This is a genomic window from Anabaenopsis sp. NIES-4685 (assembly GCF_059725405.1).
The window spans coordinates 4557829-4576086 of sequence record NZ_AP043602.1; the positions used below are offsets into that span (position 1 = coordinate 4557829).

General features: G+C 43.0%; 14 protein-coding genes, 1 tRNA gene and 1 pseudogene. 7 read left to right on the forward strand and 9 right to left on the reverse strand.

Features of this window, described 5'->3' with window-relative positions; translation table 11 throughout:
* Positions 1-195: 195 nt before the first annotated feature.
* From AC6IZ0_RS19750 to AC6IZ0_RS19760, 3 genes and pseudogenes are all read right to left on the reverse strand, one after another.
* Positions 196-759 (reverse strand): helix-turn-helix domain-containing protein, encoded by a 564-nt coding sequence (locus tag AC6IZ0_RS19750; protein ID WP_280792301.1) that lies wholly within the window; start codon positions 757-759, stop codon positions 196-198.
* A gap of 477 nt (positions 760-1236) precedes the next feature.
* Positions 1237-3307 (reverse strand): annotated as a pseudogene (locus AC6IZ0_RS19755) (protein kinase domain-containing protein).
* Between the two features lie 372 nt (positions 3308-3679).
* Positions 3680-4036, reverse strand: a complete 357-nt coding sequence (locus AC6IZ0_RS19760) for a hypothetical protein (protein ID WP_271730726.1) — start codon at positions 4034-4036, stop codon at positions 3680-3682.
* 705 nt (positions 4037-4741) lie between these two features.
* On the opposite strand from AC6IZ0_RS19760, the gene AC6IZ0_RS19765 reads away from it, so the two are divergent.
* Positions 4742-5077 (forward strand): ribbon-helix-helix domain-containing protein, encoded by a 336-nt coding sequence (locus AC6IZ0_RS19765; RefSeq protein WP_497726111.1) that lies wholly within the window; start codon positions 4742-4744, stop codon positions 5075-5077.
* A gap of 245 nt (positions 5078-5322) precedes the next feature.
* Positions 5323-5922: an SRPBCC family protein gene (locus tag AC6IZ0_RS19770; RefSeq protein WP_271730728.1), complete on the forward strand. Its 600-nt coding sequence runs from the start codon at positions 5323-5325 to the stop codon at positions 5920-5922.
* A 106-nt stretch (positions 5923-6028) separates the two neighbouring features.
* On the opposite strand, the gene AC6IZ0_RS19775 is transcribed toward AC6IZ0_RS19770, so the two are convergent.
* Positions 6029-6101, reverse strand: a tRNA-Glu gene (locus AC6IZ0_RS19775).
* A 367-nt stretch (positions 6102-6468) separates the two neighbouring features.
* Between AC6IZ0_RS19775 and AC6IZ0_RS19780 the strand changes: the two genes are divergently transcribed.
* Together AC6IZ0_RS19780 and AC6IZ0_RS19785 are read left to right on the forward strand one after the other, a co-directional pair.
* Entirely contained in the window at positions 6469-8349 is a 1881-nt protein-coding gene (locus AC6IZ0_RS19780) for a cation:proton antiporter (protein WP_271730729.1), read from the forward strand.
* Between the two features lie 377 nt (positions 8350-8726).
* Positions 8727-10106, forward strand: coding sequence for a hypothetical protein (locus tag AC6IZ0_RS19785; RefSeq protein ID WP_497724530.1), 1380 nt, complete (start codon positions 8727-8729; stop codon positions 10104-10106).
* Between the two features lie 28 nt (positions 10107-10134).
* Here AC6IZ0_RS19785 and AC6IZ0_RS19790 read toward each other — a convergent pair whose 3' ends face one another.
* The 4 genes from AC6IZ0_RS19790 to AC6IZ0_RS19805 form a co-directional block, all read right to left on the reverse strand.
* Complete coding sequence (locus tag AC6IZ0_RS19790) at positions 10135-11529, reverse strand: TldD/PmbA family protein (RefSeq protein WP_497724531.1); 1395 nt, start codon at positions 11527-11529, stop codon at positions 10135-10137.
* A gap of 72 nt (positions 11530-11601) precedes the next feature.
* Positions 11602-12018 carry a hypothetical protein gene (locus AC6IZ0_RS19795; RefSeq protein ID WP_497724532.1) on the reverse strand — a complete coding sequence of 139 codons (417 nt, stop codon included), beginning with the start codon at positions 12016-12018 and terminating at the stop codon, positions 11602-11604.
* On the reverse strand, positions 12015-12857 hold the full coding sequence (locus AC6IZ0_RS19800) for an FAD-binding domain-containing protein (protein ID WP_497724534.1): 843 nt from the start codon (positions 12855-12857) through the stop codon (positions 12015-12017). Before AC6IZ0_RS19800 ends, AC6IZ0_RS19795 begins: the two co-directional genes overlap by 4 nt.
* A gap of 29 nt (positions 12858-12886) precedes the next feature.
* Complete coding sequence (locus AC6IZ0_RS19805; protein ID WP_497724536.1) at positions 12887-14221, reverse strand: aromatic ring-hydroxylating dioxygenase subunit alpha; 1335 nt, start codon at positions 14219-14221, stop codon at positions 12887-12889.
* Between the two features lie 172 nt (positions 14222-14393).
* Here AC6IZ0_RS19805 and bcp point away from each other — a divergent pair, with 172 nt between their 5' ends.
* The 3 genes from bcp (at position 14394) to AC6IZ0_RS19820 (ending at position 17069) form a co-directional block, all read left to right on the forward strand.
* Positions 14394-14870 carry a thioredoxin-dependent thiol peroxidase gene (gene bcp / locus AC6IZ0_RS19810; RefSeq protein ID WP_497724538.1) on the forward strand — a complete coding sequence of 159 codons (477 nt, stop codon included), beginning with the start codon at positions 14394-14396 and terminating at the stop codon, positions 14868-14870.
* A 132-nt stretch (positions 14871-15002) separates the two neighbouring features.
* Positions 15003-16166 carry a cysteine desulfurase family protein gene (locus AC6IZ0_RS19815; RefSeq protein WP_497724540.1) on the forward strand — a complete coding sequence of 388 codons (1164 nt, stop codon included), beginning with the start codon at positions 15003-15005 and terminating at the stop codon, positions 16164-16166.
* A gap of 243 nt (positions 16167-16409) precedes the next feature.
* Entirely contained in the window at positions 16410-17069 is a 660-nt protein-coding gene (locus AC6IZ0_RS19820) for a Uma2 family endonuclease (protein ID WP_271734969.1), read from the forward strand.
* 137 nt (positions 17070-17206) lie between these two features.
* Here AC6IZ0_RS19820 and AC6IZ0_RS19825 read toward each other — a convergent pair whose 3' ends face one another.
* Positions 17207-18178, reverse strand: a complete 972-nt coding sequence (locus AC6IZ0_RS19825; protein WP_417006620.1) for a cyanophycinase — start codon at positions 18176-18178, stop codon at positions 17207-17209.
* Positions 18179-18258 lie beyond the last annotated feature (80 nt).

The following is an 18258-nucleotide window of genomic DNA, read 5'->3' on the forward strand; positions in this document are numbered from 1 at the left end:
GTGTTTTAACTGATTCTTCGAACCATAAATTTAGAGAATTTAGAAGATGATGATCTGATTTTCTGCAATTGCGTAAGTACTTGATAGGTTTCCCCTTCTAAAAACGGACACAATCATCTGTTACCCCTGGGTTGATGAGGAGCATTGTCTTAACTCACCCCCCCAAGGGTTTCTCAATTAGAGGATGATAGCTATTTAATTTTTATGAAATTTCAGCAATTGAATCGGTACAAATACATTAGTATTTCCCCTAGATTTTCCTGTGATATCAGTAATAGATATTTGGCAAGTCACACCTTCATGGGTATTTTCTGATGCAGTTTCAGATTTACCTTTAGTGGATAGTCCCATTTGTTTGAGTAAGCGTTTGATATGACATTCACTCAATTGCAGTCCAAACTCTTTAGCTAAGTGTTTACTTAACCAGTTAGCTGTCCAACGCCGAAAACCATAACCATAATCGTGGGGATGATGGTTGACAAGTTCTTCAAGACGTGCTATATATTCCTCATTGATAGCCTTCGGACGACCAACTGGTGATGTTTCCCATTCGTGGGCTTTCCCACTACGGGCTATATGTATCCAGTGTCTGGCGGTAGCTGAACAGCATCCTAAAGTACGGCATATTTCCCTTTGTGATTTTCCTTCATCTGCCAACAGCATAATTGAAATCCGTTGGCGGTATAATTCTGGTATATCTTCTGCCAACTTTTTGAGTAATAATTGGCGTTGAAATGGTGTCAATAATTTACCATTCATCTTCCGTAACCTAATATTTGATTGCTGGCTTTTATACCATAACCGTCGCAATTAACAGTAAAATACTTTGTTATCAGGTATGGCTGGTATCTCCCAATCTCAATAGGTTATAGATCATTCTTTCCATGATAGCGACATCGAACCAAAGTAATAGTGTTAGTGTCTAATTATACAATTAACTGCAAAATAGACATCCTCAGCCCATCAGGTCTAATTTTGATGGATACCCATATCAAGCGAGCCATATACTTGCAACTCAAGGTATATAGAAAGGGTCTTTTCTAAAACTAAGAAAGTCTGCTACAACTGCTAAAGGCAGATGGTTTTGATATATGGGAACTTATGACTGGGCAACAATGTACAAAGTCAATCTAGCCAGTTGTTTTCCACAGTTTACTATCTCGTCGGTGTTGGGTGTTTCTTGGAACTCATATTAAGCAAACGAGATACTCAATTGCAAGCTATATGCAACATCTCTTACTGAGGGACTCGCCAAAGGATGATAGTATTGTCTTCACCACCAGTGACCAGAGTCTGACCATCAGGACTGATAGCCAAGGCGGTGACAGTATCCGCGTGTCCCACAAGTGTACGCATTTGTTGACCTGTGGCTAAATCCCAAAGTCTAATTGTGCGACCTGCTTCCAGCTGCGCTTCGCGATCGCGCCCACCACTAACAAGAGTGGTATTATCGGGACTAAAAGCAATGGATGTTACAGTTTCGATATTCTCTGCTAGTGTCTGGGTTTTCCCTTCTGTCCCTAAATCCCCAAGTGTCATCGTGCGTAGCTTACCGCCGGAGTCATCGCGACTAGCAATAGCTAGGGTCTGACCATCTGGACTCAAAGCCACACCTGTAACTATTTCCCCATCTTGCTCAACTGTGCGGAGCAAAACTGCTCTGTGCAGATCCCAAATTTTAATAGTTTTGTCAAAACTACCACTGACTAGAGTTACACCATCTGCACTCATAGCTAGTGAACGCACCCAAGATGTATGACCTCTGAGCGTACCTCTTAACCTTCCCGTGGCCATATTCCACAGTTTAATAGTACCATCATCACTACCACTAACTAAAGTGCTGGCATCTGGGCTAAAGGCTAAGGCGTGAATTGAATCGGAATGTCCCCTGAGGGTGCGAAGTAACTCACCAGTAGGAAGATTCCAAATTTTGATAGTTTGATCATCGCCACCACTAACTAAAGTACTTCCATCCGGGCTGATAGCTACGACATTCACCCTTTGTCGGCTATTGACCGTCGTAATTACCTCGCCTGTAACTAAATTCCAAACTTTAATACTCCCTTCCCCACTGCTGGCAAAAATCTGGCTATCGGGACTAATAGCCACAGATAAAACCACATCTTCATGACCTTCCAGAGCTTTAGCTAAGGTAATATTCTTGAAACTTGAATTGGGAGACCCTTCGGTAACTGACCCGCCACCACTACTATGATCTTGAGTCAATGTAGACAATAACACAGTCTGAAAGCGCTGATATTGCTGATACCAAGAATCTTCAATCCCAAATAACATCATCAAGGCACTGACTAAAACTATATTTTTCAGTAAGCTATATTGGATTGGTAAAGATGAAATCTGAGTTACCGGTATTTTTTCCGAAGATTTACTTACTTTTGCTAGTGCTAGTGGTTGTTTTGGGTTCAAGTCTTTCATGACTTCATCGGCTGATTGGTAACGCTGCTCGATATCTTTTCTCAACAGCTTATCGAGAACATAATCCAATTCAGTACTCAATGGACTTCGCAAATATTGTCGCCAATTAGTCACCCAACCATAGCCATATTCCAGACCACAACTGAAAGGGAGCAATTCCAGTTAGTAAATGAAAGCAGGTAGCCCCCAAACCAAACAAATCACTAGCAGGGTAAGCCTTACCATCTCTAATTTGCTCCAATGGCGAATAACCATGGGAACCAATTGATGTCCCCATGTTCTTCGGTGCTCTGGTGGTTAACTGCTTCGAGGAACCAAAATCTATGAGGCTTAATCTTCCGTCACCATGTCGTCGAATAATATTTTCTGGTTTGATGTCCCGGTGAATCACACCACGGTCATGGATAAACTTGAGGACAGGCAATAAATGCAGCAAAATTGCTTTAATTTCCGCCGGTCTATATAGTTTTCGCCGTTGCAACTCGGTTAACAAATTTTGCCCATTGACAAACTGCTGTACTAAATACAAACAGTCGTCTTGCTCAAAATAAGCTAAAAGAGTTGGTATTTGTGGGTGTTCTCCTAGCTCTTGCAGACGCTTTGCTTCCTGAGCAAATAATTCTACTGCTTTGTTTTGCGACCAAGTTCCTTGAAACTTCGGCGCTAATTGCTTGACCACACAACGTTCATTTAGTTTATCTGTATCCTCGGATAAATAGGTTCTGCCAAATCCCCCCTGATCGGAAAGCAACCGAATCACACGGAAGCGATTTCGCAAAAGTGGCACCAAGGGGGTACTACAACTTTGGCATAACTTCTGTGTGTCAGGATTGAGGGGATTTGGGCAATCGGGATTTAAGCAGCAGATCATCATCTGACAGGCGCGACTGCACAATAAATAATGTTAAGTTAGCCCCGAAACTTCCCTTAATTAACATTGGCTCTCGCTCAATCATGGTAGAAAACACTGAATTGGGATTGGGGATTTACTTATATAGTAAGTCTTGGTAAATGCTCACCCATTTTTCCGTTTGCACCGAAAACTACAAGAGCCAGAAAATTCCTGATTTTATATTGATTATATTATAATATAATCTCACTGTGTACAAGTCCCACAAAACTCTATTTTGCTATTTTGCTCACTTGTATCTTCTCTACATGGTAAGTAGACAAACAGATAAAAAATTCATATTTAAAACCCCCGATTAATTCAAACAACCGGGGTACAAACGCTAATGTATTTCTAATTACCTGTCACTTTTTCCAGAAGGTTCTTAACATTCTGTTCTACTGAAGTTGAACTCTGTGAATTTTCAGGGGTCTTCATCTTGTCTATGTCAGCGTCTCCCTGAACTTCATTGAGTCCTTTGATTGACTTTTCTTGAGTTTCTTTGAGTCCCAATGGTTTGGATTTAGCTACCTCGTCAGTTTGGCGTTGCGTTTCCAGAAGCTGTGTCGGGCCTTCTTGAGGATCACTTTGATAACTACTGATGGCAAAAGCAGCTGAGGCGCTGGAGAAAAATAGCAGGACACAGGCAGAAGCCACAATTATAAAACGCACTGGGTGTAAAATGGATAAAATCACATGATAATTCTTCATCTTCAATCCTCAATAACAGCTTTAACACCGTGATGGTTGCACATACTAATGAGCAATGAATACCTTTAGTAGTAAAGAATGGGTGTGAAATTATTTATAGCATTTCCCATGCTCGTGAGGTACAATTTTTTTAGTTTGAGGGAACAGGGAATAGGGAATAGGGAATTGGTGTGTACTTCATGAGCCTGAAAAAGGCTTTATTTATTAATATGTGCTCTTTGATTGGTTACGTTATGAAATAGCTTGACTTACTTAGTAAATTCTCCTTTTTTATGTCTCAGTACTATTTTATGAGTAAATCACTCACACTTGTATCAACCCGGAGAATGAAATTTATTTGAATTTATTTGAATTTATTTGAATTTATTTGATTTATATTGGTCTATATTTGTCCGTTAATCAATCTTGAGGTAGACGAACTTCAAACCAATTTAGCTGTGTTTTGGTTGCAGGTATGATCTGGAAAATTCAATATATTATCTCACCTGTATCTTCCTAAAGTAGACGCTCAAGATCCCCCTGTCAGTGTCCCTAAATCCAGCTTGTGATGTATTATTACTGACTCATTAATGTTGATTGGTTGTGACAAGGGAGTGGTGTGAAAGATAAGTACACTACTTTAACAGCTTTTATCTATTTTAACATTTCTCTAAAGATACTACACTTGTATTACTAGACTGTCCACAAATGGAAGGAGCAAAAGTTATGCATGCGATCGCTCGCACTCCCACTACTGAAATGGAAGTTACCAGTATCCGCCTAGAAAGGGAACTCAAAGATAAACTTAAAGAAATAGCCCATAACCAGGGATATCAAGCCTTGATTAGAGAGATCCTCTGGAACTATGTACAACAAAAATCAGGTGAGTGGAAACCAGGATTTTCCCGCTCCGATATTCGAGCTAGTGTACCTGCTACAGCTGAGAAAGAAGAACATTGTGTACTGACGGGTCAATTAATTCATCCCCAAGAATCGATGTTTTTAGGACTAACTAGAAATGGTGATATGGTTCCCTTGAGTGTAGAAAGTTTAGCCCCTTAGTGGGAAATTTCCGTGGATGCAGCCCATTTCCGGGAGGCTGCATTCAGAATAAGAGCATAAATTTCATGGGCACATATTTTGTTAAAATTGTCTTATCCTTAAAGCTGGTGAGTCCCATGACTTTGTGTGGAATGGGGCGATCGCCGTTGAGAGTGTCTTCCCAGATCAAATTTCCCACAAGAGGGAAATTTGTTTCATCCTGAATGTGGCCAAATTTCCCGATCAAAGCCAACCAAATTCCGAAAGTGACTGAAAAATCAAAAATCCGAGAAAACCTTGCTCTGTGCCCTGCTGGAGATGAAACAGGTCTAGAAAACAATTTGGCTGTTGAGCCAGTTACTTTACCAGAGGTGGCAGTTAAAATTGAGAAAATAGCCGAAAGAAAGCGAAAAATTGCGGCTAAGATCCAAATTCCTCACCCTGTTGAACGGATTTGGAAAGTGCTAACAGACTATGAAGCCTTGTCTGAATTCATTCCCAATCTGGCTCAAAGTTGCTTGTTAGAGCATCCTCACGGTGGTATTCGACTAGAACAAATCGGCTCTGTGCGCTTACTCAAGTTCAATTTTTGCGCCCGTGTGGTTTTGGATTTGGAAGAACAGTTCCCTAAACAGATTAATTTCTCGATGGTAGAGGGAGATTTTAAGGACTTTTCTGGTATCTGGTGTTTAGAGCCTGATTCCCGGGGTGAGGAATTTGGAACTACCTTGTGTTATACCATTCAAGTTTGCCCCAAACTAACGATGCCAATCACAATCCTGGAACGTCGCCTCAGCGATGATTTGCGGTTAAATCTTTTAGCTATTCACCAGCGTGTAGAGGAGTTATGGCAAACTGCTGAATAGACCCTGAGCATTCATTCAGTATTTTTCTGCCTCAAAAATAATCAGCCTTTTCGCAGAAAAGGCTGATTAAATATCAACAAGATTATTTTGGTTTATATTTGTGGAATACCCCCAGGGGAATTCGAATCCCCGTCGCCTCCGTGAAAGGGAGGTGTCCTAGGCCTCTAGACGATGGGGGCTTAAGACTCAGACTTTATATATACTAATTACTTTTCTAGTGGATGTCAATAGGTTTTGCAAAAAAAATTTTCCCGGCTAAGATGGACGACAATACATAGCTGATATTGGAGTTTGTGCATCCAGAACACAAAGCCATAGGATGAGCAGCGATGAATGTAGCTGTTGATTTTTCACCAGTGTTTGATACTAACTAGAGGACTGTGGAATTTTTGCCCTAGCAGTCAGCCATTCAAGTCAGATAGACGACTAAGTATGAAAAAACTCTGGATTTCGCTGGGGACAAAGGATGGGATGTTGTACGCTGTAGAAGTAATATTTACCATTCTTTACAAAAGATTTTGAAATACATAGCTCAAAATCTACAACATGGAAGCATCTTTTGAAATCACCCTACAAATGGTCAGCGTGGTTGTTGCAGGCATTACCGCCCAGGTCTTGGCTGCATACTTCCGCTTACCGAGTATTGTCTTGTTATTACTACTAGGCATTCTGCTAGGCTCCGATGGGCTGGGATTGTTGCATCCTCATGTCCTTGGTGCTGGTCTGGAAGTGATTGTTGCCCTAGCAACGGCAATAATTTTATTTGAAGGCGGACTCAATTTGGATATAGAGGAACTGGGGAGAGTGTCAGTTAGCCTACAATTGCTGGTCACCCTGGGAACACTGATTACATTAATTGGCGGTAGTATGGCAGCCCACTGGCTGGGGGAATTTCCTTGGAATATAGCCTTTCTCTACGGCTCCATCATTGTAGTCACAGGGCCAACTGTCATCAGTCCCCTGCTCAAACAAATCAACGTAGATCGTCAAGTGGCAACTATTTTAGAAGGAGAAGGAGTTTTAATCGACCCTGTAGGGGCTATTCTGGCATTCGTCGTCCTCGACACCATTACTAACGGCGATGCTGACCCCATAAATGCCATCATCGGCTTACTGATGCGTCTGGGAATTGGTGCGGCAATTGGTGGAGCCGGGGGCTACTTGATGAGCTTGATTTTCAAACGCGCTAATTTTCTCTCATCAGAGTTAAAAAACCTAGTGGTGCTGGCGATTCTGTGGGGTCTATTTACCTTGGCACAGACGATTAGGAGTGAATCAGGAATTATGACTACGGTCATCGCTGGTGCGGTATTTGCTAACTCCTCAGTGCCAGAAGAGCGTCTATTACGCAGCTTTAAAGGTCAGCTGACAATTCTGGGGGTGTCGGTGCTATTTATTCTCCTGGCGGCAGACCTTTCCATTGCCAGTGTGTTTGCTTTGGGTTGGGGCAGTGTATTGACTGTTTTAGTGCTTATGTTCGTGGTTCGCCCCGTTAACATTCTTTGCTGTACTTGGAACAGTAACCTGAATTGGCGACAGAAAGTATTTTTAAGTTGGGTGGCTCCTAGGGGTATTGTCAGTGCTTCTGTGGCCTCTTTGTTTGCCATTGCGTTGACACAGCGGGGTATTAATGGTGGTGATGCTATCAAAGCTCTGGTGTTCTTGACAATTATCATGACGGTGGTTTGCCAAGGGTTAACAGCCGGAACAATTGCTAAATGGCTGCGTATCACCTCTAAGGATGCCACAGGGGCGGTGATTGTGGGTTGTAATCCCTTGAGCTTGTTGGTTGCGCGTTTCTTTCATGAACGGGGAGAAAAAGTAGTCATGATTGATACTGACCAAGAACGTTGTGCCAAAGCAGCGGCGGAAGATATTCCGGTGATTTCTAGCAGTGGATTGGATGTTTCTGTTTTGGAGGAAGCTGGACTGGCTTCTGTGGGAACTTTCCTGGCTATGACCAATAATGGTGAGGTGAATTTTGTCTTGGCTCAACGGGCGGCTGAAGAATTTAGCCCGCCGCGTGTTTTGGCAGTGTTTCCCCGGAAACCCCAAGCTAATTCTAGTTCTAGTCACAAGGTTAACCAAGCTTTTAGCACGGAGTTAGCCATTAAGACTTGGAATGAGTATCTCAACGATGGCAGAGTGAAGTTGGGGACAACTACACTCAATGCTCCCGAATTTACCAAACAACAAGAGCGTATCCAAGACAAGATTAAGAGCGGAGATTTGATTCCGTTGTTGCTGGAAAGAGAAAACCGTCTACAGGTAGTGCCAGCTAGTCAAGAATGGTTAGTAGGCGATCGCATTATATACTTGTTACACGACCCCAGACCCAACTTATTAAAGCGTTTATCCGGTGGTAGCCCTTCAACTCGCCTGTCTCTGGAAACTTTACCGGAGGTGGAGGAAGTACCCTTGGCTTAATGTGGTATAATGACAAAGCCTAGGCGTAATTTATAAATTCCCCTGCCAAAAGAACGTAAATCAAGCTAAGATAGTTGGCTAATCAGAGCAGCAACTGCAATAGATATAGTTATATATTTAGCCTGATGCCATAGCGACCAGTGGCAACTACCTTAGATTCAGTGTCCATATTGTGCAACTCCTCATAAAAATTGCAGTTCAATAATGGTGATTGTCCCCGGTCTCATGGAAAAGTTAGAAACTTGAAAACCACCCTATTGCGACATTTTGAGTCCCGGCATAGGAAGTCATGATTTTGAGCAGGATGCATCTCTTGTAGTTAAGATAAAATTGCTTTGCTAGTCAACCGCAACCCAGCCGAGTGAACGATAACAGCTATGTCCTACGTCTCCCTGCTAAAAAATATACCGGAAATTCTCAGCCGACCAACTGGGATAGCAGTAATAGCCTCTCTTGGCATCCACGGTGCTATTGCGTTGATTGTACCATTGATGCCTGTAGATTCTAATTCATCTCAACCATCAGAAGTAGCCAAATCAGTTGGTATCTTGGAATTAAGCCAAGCTGATCAAGCGCGTCTGCCAGAAAATCCCAAAATACCGCCTGAAACATCCCTACCGTCACTACCTGCAGAATGGTCACTACCTCCAAGACCGCCACTTCCGCCTCCGAATCTGGATATGCCTAGAAGTAGACCGCCGTTACCATCATCTGCTTATACCCAACCTGTCTTGCCGCCAATGAGGACAACACTGAATTATCAGGTTGTTCCTCCTCCTAATCGGAATGTTTCCTCGCCCCAGAGGACTGCTACACCTATACCAGCCCCTAGGGTTGAATCTGAGGTTCCTGGAGAGCAATATCGATTTACCTCTAATTTTAATGCTGCCGCTCAAAAATTCACCCCTTCTACGCGAACTTTTAATCACAGCGAAATACAAGTGGCAGTGAAACCAATACCTGTAGAAGGATTGCCAAAACTAACTCCATCTCCAGTACCAGGGGATTTACCAAATACCCGCCCTACCACCGCAGCAGTGAATAATGCCGGTGAAAGTCGTCGAAATCAAGCCCTCATAGCTCGTCTTCAGGAAAGCCGACAACAACCTGAGCAACCGAGTCATCAAAGCACTCCCTTGCAGTCGGAATCTAGGAACACAAAACCAGAGACCCCTGTCGAGAAAGTAAATGCAGCCCGGGGAGCGATAGACTCCGGCACTGCGCGAGGCGCGATCGCCCACTTGAACTCACATCAGGATATCAGAGAGGAAATTCAGCAAGACTACCCCAATTCCCAACAAAAACCAGTTATTCACGACACCATTGCCGTCAATCAGCCCCGGCTTGAAGGCAGAGTGTGGGGTTTCTTAGTGGTGGGTACTGAAGGGCAGGTTTTAGATATTAAATTCCCCAAGGGATTAGTTTCTACTGAGTTGCAATCAAAGGCCAGAGAATATTTTGCTACTAAGTCTCCTCGAGGAGATCAACAAGTCAGCATTTATCCATTCAATCTCAGTTTCAAAAAAGACGGTAACACTGCTGCAACTACCGTCAAACCATTACCGGAACTGCGAGTCCCCAATGAGCAGTCAGCACCTGCACAGGCTGTTACTGCCAAGACTACACCCGAACCTAATAATAGTTCGCTGTCTTCCACTCTAGAATCTAGTGAAAAATTAATACAACAGTTGCGCCAAGTGCGAGAGGAAAGAACGAACTCTAATTTAGAAGAATCAAATTTAGAAGAATCAAATTAACAGTGGCGAGTTTAGCGGAGGTGGAGCTTCAGGTTTCCCCTCCAACTACCACATCACGAATTCGCAGACTCGGACCACCACAACCAACAGGTAAGCCATTCTGTCCACCTTTACCGCAACCACCAGACTCATCCCAATAAAAGTCATCACCCACGGATTCAATATCCGCCAGGGTTTGGAAAACGTTACCCGAAAGTGTCACATCCCTGACGGGTTCGGCTAGTTTACCGTTTCTAATCATCCACGCTTCTCCTGCAGTAAAGGTGAACATTTCCCCGTTGGTCATACCACCTAGCCAGTTACGGGCATATACACCTTGTTTGAGATCAGTAAATAAATCTGCAACTGGGGTTTTTCCCCGGGCAATCCAGGTGTTAGTCATCCGCACAATGGGGTTAAACTGATAATTAAGACAACGAGCATTACCGGTGGGGGCTTCTTCTAACTTGCCGGCGGTTTCACGAGAATGTAAACGTCCTACCAAAATACCATCTTGAATCAGTTGCGTAGTTGTACTAGGTGTACCTTCATCATCATACAAATAGCTACCACGATGCCCCAGGGGAGCGGCACCATCAAAAATTTGTAGTTCTTCTGGCCCAAACCGCCGTCCCATGCTCATGACTTCCAATAGGTCTGGGTTTTCGTAAGCCATATCGGCTTCAGAAAGATGTCCAAAGGCTTCGTGAACAAATAAACCTGTCAGCACAGGGTCGATGACCACTGTGTAGGTATTGCCTTTTACTGATGGTAGAGTTAAGGCAGCAACAGCTCTTTGGGCGGCACTTTTAACTTGTTCATCGAAAGCAGTTAAATCTTCGTAAGCCTGGCGAGAACCGGTAGTTTCCCTGCCTGTTTGCACAATAGCGCCGTTTCTGGCTGTGGCGGCAAACCGCATTTCCATATCTACCCAAGATTGCTCGATCAGAGTTCCTTCTGAGGTAGCAATAATCACTTTTTGCGCGCTGTCAGCATAGCGGACTGAAGTGTTGGTAATGCGATGATCAAAGCTTTTTAATACATCAGTATAGCGATCGCACAGTTCTTTTTTCTGCCCAATGGGAATTTGACGGGGGTCACTCCCGGTCAGGGGTAGCTGGTATACTGCTTGTACTGCTTCAATGGGGGCTAGTATAGTTTGTTCATCACCTATCATCTTAGCAGCTGCGATCGCTTCTTCCATGCGTTCTTTAATTGTCCCTAACTCATTAAAACTACTGAAGCCCCAGCCACCTTTATAACAAGCTCGAATATGTCCGCCTATAGAAATGCTTTCGCTGAGGGTTTCTATTTTGTCACCGCGCAACAAAATGTCGGTTCCTTCTGCTTGCTCTAGGCGAATCAGTAAATAGTCTACTCGGTATGAGTAGCGGGTGATGAGGTCGGAAAGTAGATTTTGAGCTTCAGCAAGTGTTTTTGGCATTTTTTCTGAGGGGGCAAATATTTAAACGCAAAGGGGCGCAAAGTCCGGCGCAAAGGGGCGCAAAGGCTAAGTTCACTCAAAAAGCTGTTGTTCTGCTACTTTCCAATACCGGGAGAATCTTTTCAGGTCTATATAGCCATCGTATTCTAAGAATGGTTCGGTTTCCCAGACTTCTAAAGTTAATGATGTTTCTATTTGGTGGCAAATATGCTTAAATCTGGGGCTGGGACTGGCTGCTGTGGCTACTACATCGGCATGATGTTCTTGGGCAAATGCTACAATTTCTTGGGCTACGTTACCACGGCGAATGGTGACTGGGAGCTCTAATAGGCATTCATAAATAAATGTGATCCGTTTGAGGCTGATTTGCCATTGTTCAATTAAGGCATCATCCCATACCCAGATGGCTGGAGCATGGGGGTATTGTTGTAATGCTCCGGTTTGTGAACTCAGTGAGTCCCCATGTACCCAAACTATTGTTTGACTCATTTTTTACTTCTTTTGCCTTGTTGCCAACTTTGACTATTGGGGTTTTTGGTAAATTTACCCCGGGGAAACAGTCTCTTTTCTAATTGTTCATAGCTACCTTCCAAGTCACAATGACCATGAAGGTTACACTGGCGACAATAAACACCTTTGGTATAGCGTTCTAAGTTTTCACGGTTGAAAAAATAGGGTTTATGGCTAAAGGTGCTGGCTACCCATTGCCATGACATGTTATTACTAGCTGGGTCACCATCTAACAAGTGTTGTAAAAACCATTCGGCTCCGGCTTGCCAACGAATGCGCCGCCAATGGACAATATAAGCGGCTAGCCACATCCGCATATGGTTGTGTAAGTAGCCGGTTGAGCGTAATTCCTGGCTAAAGCTATCTATACACACCATTCCTGTTTGGCTTTGGGTGATGTCTGCTGGTAAGTTGGGGGCGTAGTCTGTTGGGGTGTACCCAGTTTTATATTCTTCTTGGTCTTGCCATATGCGATCGCCTAGTTTCATATACAATCTCTGCCAATAGTCACGCCAAGCCAATTCATTAATTAGCTTAGTCGCATCTTTGGGGTCTTGTACTTTTGCTAACACATAATCCCGCACCTCGCCCAAGCTTAACACTCCATAACGAATATAGGGTGAAAGTCTGGTGACAGCCCCATTTAAAAAATTACGTGTTTTCGCGTAGTTTACCGGGTTTACTTGTTTTAGTAATTTCTGTGCAGCTTTACGCCCTCCCACGGTTTCACTCACATGACCATCCCTTTGGGCTGCATGGGGGAATTGTTCCCCCAGGTAGGCTATTAACTCATCGCGGTTACTAAAATCACGTCGCATATGTTAAGTTTATATATAATTACGGTCAACTATTGCTTTTGGGGATGGATATAGTCTACAAAGTAGAACTGAGGCACTAACTGGAATTTCAACCAGCAGTAACCAACCATACTTAATGCTGCTGTGATTACTAAGGGCAAACCTAACTTAATTCTCAGGGCATCAGGAAGTAAAGCAACTCCAGCAATAGTAGTTATACTATATACTAATAATCCCACTTGTAAGCGTTGTATAACCTTAAGAGCGTTACGACAACTGCGACAATGCCGAGTGTGTTGTGAATAGCGATCAAGTAATACAGCACGCTGATCATTAATGGGGGTAGGTGCGATCCTAATTCCTACTTCTTCCCAAGGTAGCTGACCGCCACAATACTGATCAAACCAATTACGAAACTCAATTACCAAACGGTCTGCACCTGTAGCTAGTTTATAGATACTCTTCCAGCTTGCAGATGCTTGTTTGTCTTGCAGAAACTTTTCTTGCTGGTGTAAAATAATCATATCTCCATCCAGTACCAGATTACGGGTGTTGACATGAGTCCACCACCGCGGTATAATCTGGTGGAGTGTTTTGGCAAAGTTGCGGGTAAATTGGGCGACAACTCTGGACTTACCTGGAGATACAGGAATGCAGTAGGTGACAAGTCCCAGTTTTTTCTCCCCAGAGTCCCCTAAAGTAATCGCATACTCCAAACGACAAGGAGGTACAAAGGTGATTGTAGTTTTCATACCTCTATCAATCACTGTTTCAATTAACTGTGAAGTGGATTGTACAACCTCCATAGATATGGGTACGGCATTTTCTCTTTTACCCTGTACCCCATGATGAGTAAAAGGGACATGACTAGGATCTGCGACATTTTCCACTAAAGTTTGCCAATCATATTCTAAATCCCGCACATAAGACGACCACACAAACCCTTTATTAGCATCTATTTGAGGTGACAGGGGTAAGGGCGTATTGGCCGCTTGTGCTGCTGAGTTCCCATCAGGCCAAACCCAAAGTAAATCATTAGCCTGGCGGACTGGTAGTGAAATTGCACAGTAATTATTTTGATTTTTAGTCACAATTTCTGGGTTTTCCGCTTGGGGAATGTGAGTACACACCCCTTGAGAATCAAATTCCCAACCATGATAACTACACATTAAATTACCAGTTTTCTCCTCAACACGTCCTTCACTCAAAGGAGCGAGGCGGTGGGGACATTGGTCTAAAAATACCCGGTAAGTCTCAGATGACTTAGGCTTCCAGATAACTAAACGAATTCCCAACAGAGTGACTGGTGTTGGTCGTTGAGGATCAATATCTTCTACTGGTGAGAGTGGATACCACTGCTGGAAAAAGTTAAATTTAGATGTCATTATTGATGATGGTGGTGTTTAAGTTGGGTGGAAAATCTGACGCTCAGGCGCTCTTTTCGCCAAAGCCACTTACTAAGATATTGTCACAGGAGATGAAAAAATTCCCTGTGGCTATTTTTCACCTCCCCTCAAACAGGTAAAATTTTGATCAGATGGCTATCTACAATACATAATGAGTGACATTCCCCAAACCGGACAACTCGCGCCTAATTTCTCCATCCCTGACCAAGATAATCATACCGTTAGCCTGAGTGATTTTCCCGGTCAGTGGGTTATACTATATTTTTACCCCAAAGATGATACCCCTGGCTGTACCACCGAAGCCAAGGACTTTACCGACTTGTCCCCCGAGTTCAGCCAACTGGGAGGCAAAATATTAGGTATAAGTCCAGATTCCACAAAAGCTCATTGTAAATTTATTGACAAACATAATTTAGCTATTACCCTGTTAAGTGACCCTGAACACCAGGCCATAGAAGCCTATGGCGCTTGGCGGTTAAAGAAATTCATGGGTAAAGAATATATGGGTGTAGCCCGGTCAACATTTCTCATCTCACCCGAAGGGATAATTACCCATACCTGGCCCAATGTTAAAACTAAAGGTCATGGACAAGCAGTATTGACTAAGTTACGGGAATTAGCGCTTTGATCTCCCCGACTTCTTTCATCAACTCCCAACTCAGCGAGCATCTACATCAGAAGTCGGGGAGCTTGGGATTAACCAAGGAGGAGATGACAAAATTATAACTATTGAAAAAAACTCAGTCAAAGCAGTTAGTTTATGTCTATCCGTCCTATATATCTTGATTGTCACGCTACTACACCTGTAGATGAACGGGTATTAGCAGCCATGATGCCCTATTTTACAGAACACTTTGGCAATCCATCTAGTATTAGTCATGTTTACGGTTGGGAAGCGCAAGCAGCTGTCAAACAAGCACGGGAAATTTTAGCCACAGCTATTAATGCTACACCCGAAGAAATCGTATTTACCAGTGGTGCTACAGAAGCCAATAATTTAGCCATTAAAGGTGTAGCTGAGGCTTACTTTCAACAGGGACAGCATATTGTCACCGTAGCGACAGAACATAGTGCGGTGCTTGACCCTTGTAATTATTTAAAATCTTTGGGATTTGATATTACCATTCTCCCAGTCCAGCCAGATGGTTTAATTGATTTAACTGAGTTAGAAAAGGCCTTGCGTCCTGATACAATTTTAGTATCAGTCATGGCGGCTAATAACGAAATAGGTGTATTACAGCCCTTGGCAGAAATTGGGGAAATTTGTAGGGAAAGAAATATCATTTTTCATACAGATGCAGCCCAAGCCATTGGTAAAATTCCCTTGGATGTCCAGGGGATGAAAATTGACTTGATGTCCCTGACCGCACATAAAGTATATGGACCCAAGGGGATTGGGGCTTTATATGTCCGCAGACGTAACCCCAGAGTTAAACTCGCACCGCAACTACATGGCGGTGGACATGAGCGGGGGATGCGTTCGGGAACTTTATATACACCGCAAATTGTCGGTTTTAGTAAAGCTGTGAAAATAGCGATCGCCTCCCAAGCAACAGAAAATCAACGCCTAGGGGAACTCAGACAAAGGTTATGGGAACAGCTCTCACAGTTATCGGGAATTCACCTCAACGGACATCCCACCCAGCGACTAGCGGGAAATTTGAATATTAGTATTGAGGGGGTAGATGGTGCGGCGTTATTGTTAGGGTTACAACCGGTGATGGCGGTTTCCTCCGGTTCTGCTTGTTCCTCCACCAGTACAGCACCTTCCCATGTACTCACAGCTTTGGGACACTCGGAAAAATTAGCTTATGCTTCCCTGCGGTTTGGGATTGGACGATTTAATACTGCTGAACAGATGGATATAGTCGCACAGCAGGTTATTTCTACTGTGGAAAGTTTACGCTCTCTCAAGTTCGCTTAATTGGTTAGGGTCATTGGACCCCACCCCCTCCGCTGCGAGCCAGGAGGGGAGTTAAAATTAGAACTTGAATGCTGCTAAAATCCAGCATAACTTCTATTTAAATTGTAGAAGTATAGCAATACAAATAACTATTTATAGGAATTTATTTTGATTCGTGATCATGTAATCCATAATTATTAGTGAACACAGGAAACAAATAATCAAGATATACCTAGTTTCGCAACAATCAAATAGGAGACTTATATGTTAAATTACAATACATTACATTGTTTACCTTCTTCAGCAGAATTACCAGATTCAGACGATACCCCAGTGGATAACGAACTACAAATTTTAATTCCCAATTTATTATTAGCGATCCTAGTCAATATTTGGCAAAAGCGAGATGATTGGTTTTTTGGGATTAATATGGGAATTTATTATACAGGAAGTAAACCTGCCATAGTCCCAGATGCCTTTTTAAGTTTGGGAGTGGAACGCTTTGTTGGTGAAAATGGACGTTCTAGTTATGTACTTTGGGAAGAAGATGGTATTCCTCCAATTTTAGCCTTAGAAATTGTTTCTCAAACCTACAATTACGAATATGAGCAAAAGAAATTAGACTATGCAGAATTAGGTATTTTATATTATGTTATTTATGCCCCTACACGCTTACGTCGCAAACGTCAACGTTTAGAAGTTTATCGCTTATTTAATGGTGAATACATCCTTCAACCAGGGGATAAAATTTGGATGTCAGAAGTAGGTTTAGGTATTGGGAAGGAACAGGGAAATTATCAAGGTAGAACGAGGGAATGGTTATATTGGTATGACGAAAATGGTAATAGATATTCTACCCAAGAGGAAGAATTGCAAGCTCTTTTAGCTAGGTTACAAGCAAGGGGAATTGACCCAAATACCTAACGGGGCGACAAAATAAGCTACAATACAGACTTCATAAGCCGCAGTTATCTTGGTCTGATTGACTTGTTACATTGTTTACACTGTCTTGTTTTCAGCCTCCTTTGTCACCCCATCAGCAATTGGGGTGAAGTTCTCAATTAATAAGGGTCAGAATCAAACCGACCCCGTTTTACACTCCTGAGATAGTAACCTCTGGTGGGGAGATTTCTTAAGTTGAAGGTATCACCATAGGGAACCCGCCAGATTTTATAGTCGTAATATGTTAGAGGTGTGCGGGGTTTGCATATTTCTGGGGGATGGTCTCCTAAAACGAAATATGCAGCGCCTCTACCCATGACTTTAGCCATACCAAATTTATCGACAGTCACAGATGTTTCTTCGCTAATGGCTATCCCTAAAACGCTCTTCGATACGCCATCTTGGATTTGACGGGCGATAAAAGCCATAATGCGCCCCATTCTTTTGCGTCTGTCAAAATGGGTATCAACGATCGTCCCCGTTAAATGACTCCACGGGAAAAAGTTGTAAGTAAAGGTGATGTCTCGGTAGGGGTCTTCGAGAGCTTCTCTGGTTTCAATACCTTCTTGGGAGGAAGCGCAAGCATCATAGACATAATCACTTTGAATCATCGCCCCGGCGCTGGTGCCGCCAATGCCGCCGCCTTTGGCATAAACTGATTTAATGGTAGCTTCTAATTTGGTATTTTTCCAGTTACGGATATACTCACATTGGTCGCCACCTGCAAAGAAAATTACGTCCGCATTTTTGACTTTTTCGATAATTTCGGATTTATTCGCATCCTGTCGGTTACTAATTACCAGAGTCTCTACATATTTGACTCCCTGCATATTATAAATTAAGCGATTGTAATCATCACTACCGGAAGTACGAAGTACGACAACATTAACTTTGGTGGAGTAGCTAGTTGATCCCCGGACTTGATGAATCATCCACTGAATGGCTTCTTCTACATCTGGACCGCCTCCACCTAAAATATGCACAGGCCCTGCTAAGGGTGTGACTGAGGGGGGACGTAAATCTAAAGTTTTTTCTGGTGGGATGTCGGGGTTTAGGAATGCTATGAGGGCGGTTCCCATCTTCCTCAACATGGTTCTGATAGTCCTGAACCACTTTGCTATGCTTGGGAATACCTTGGTCATACTAAGCTGCTGGTGCAAACCACAATTAT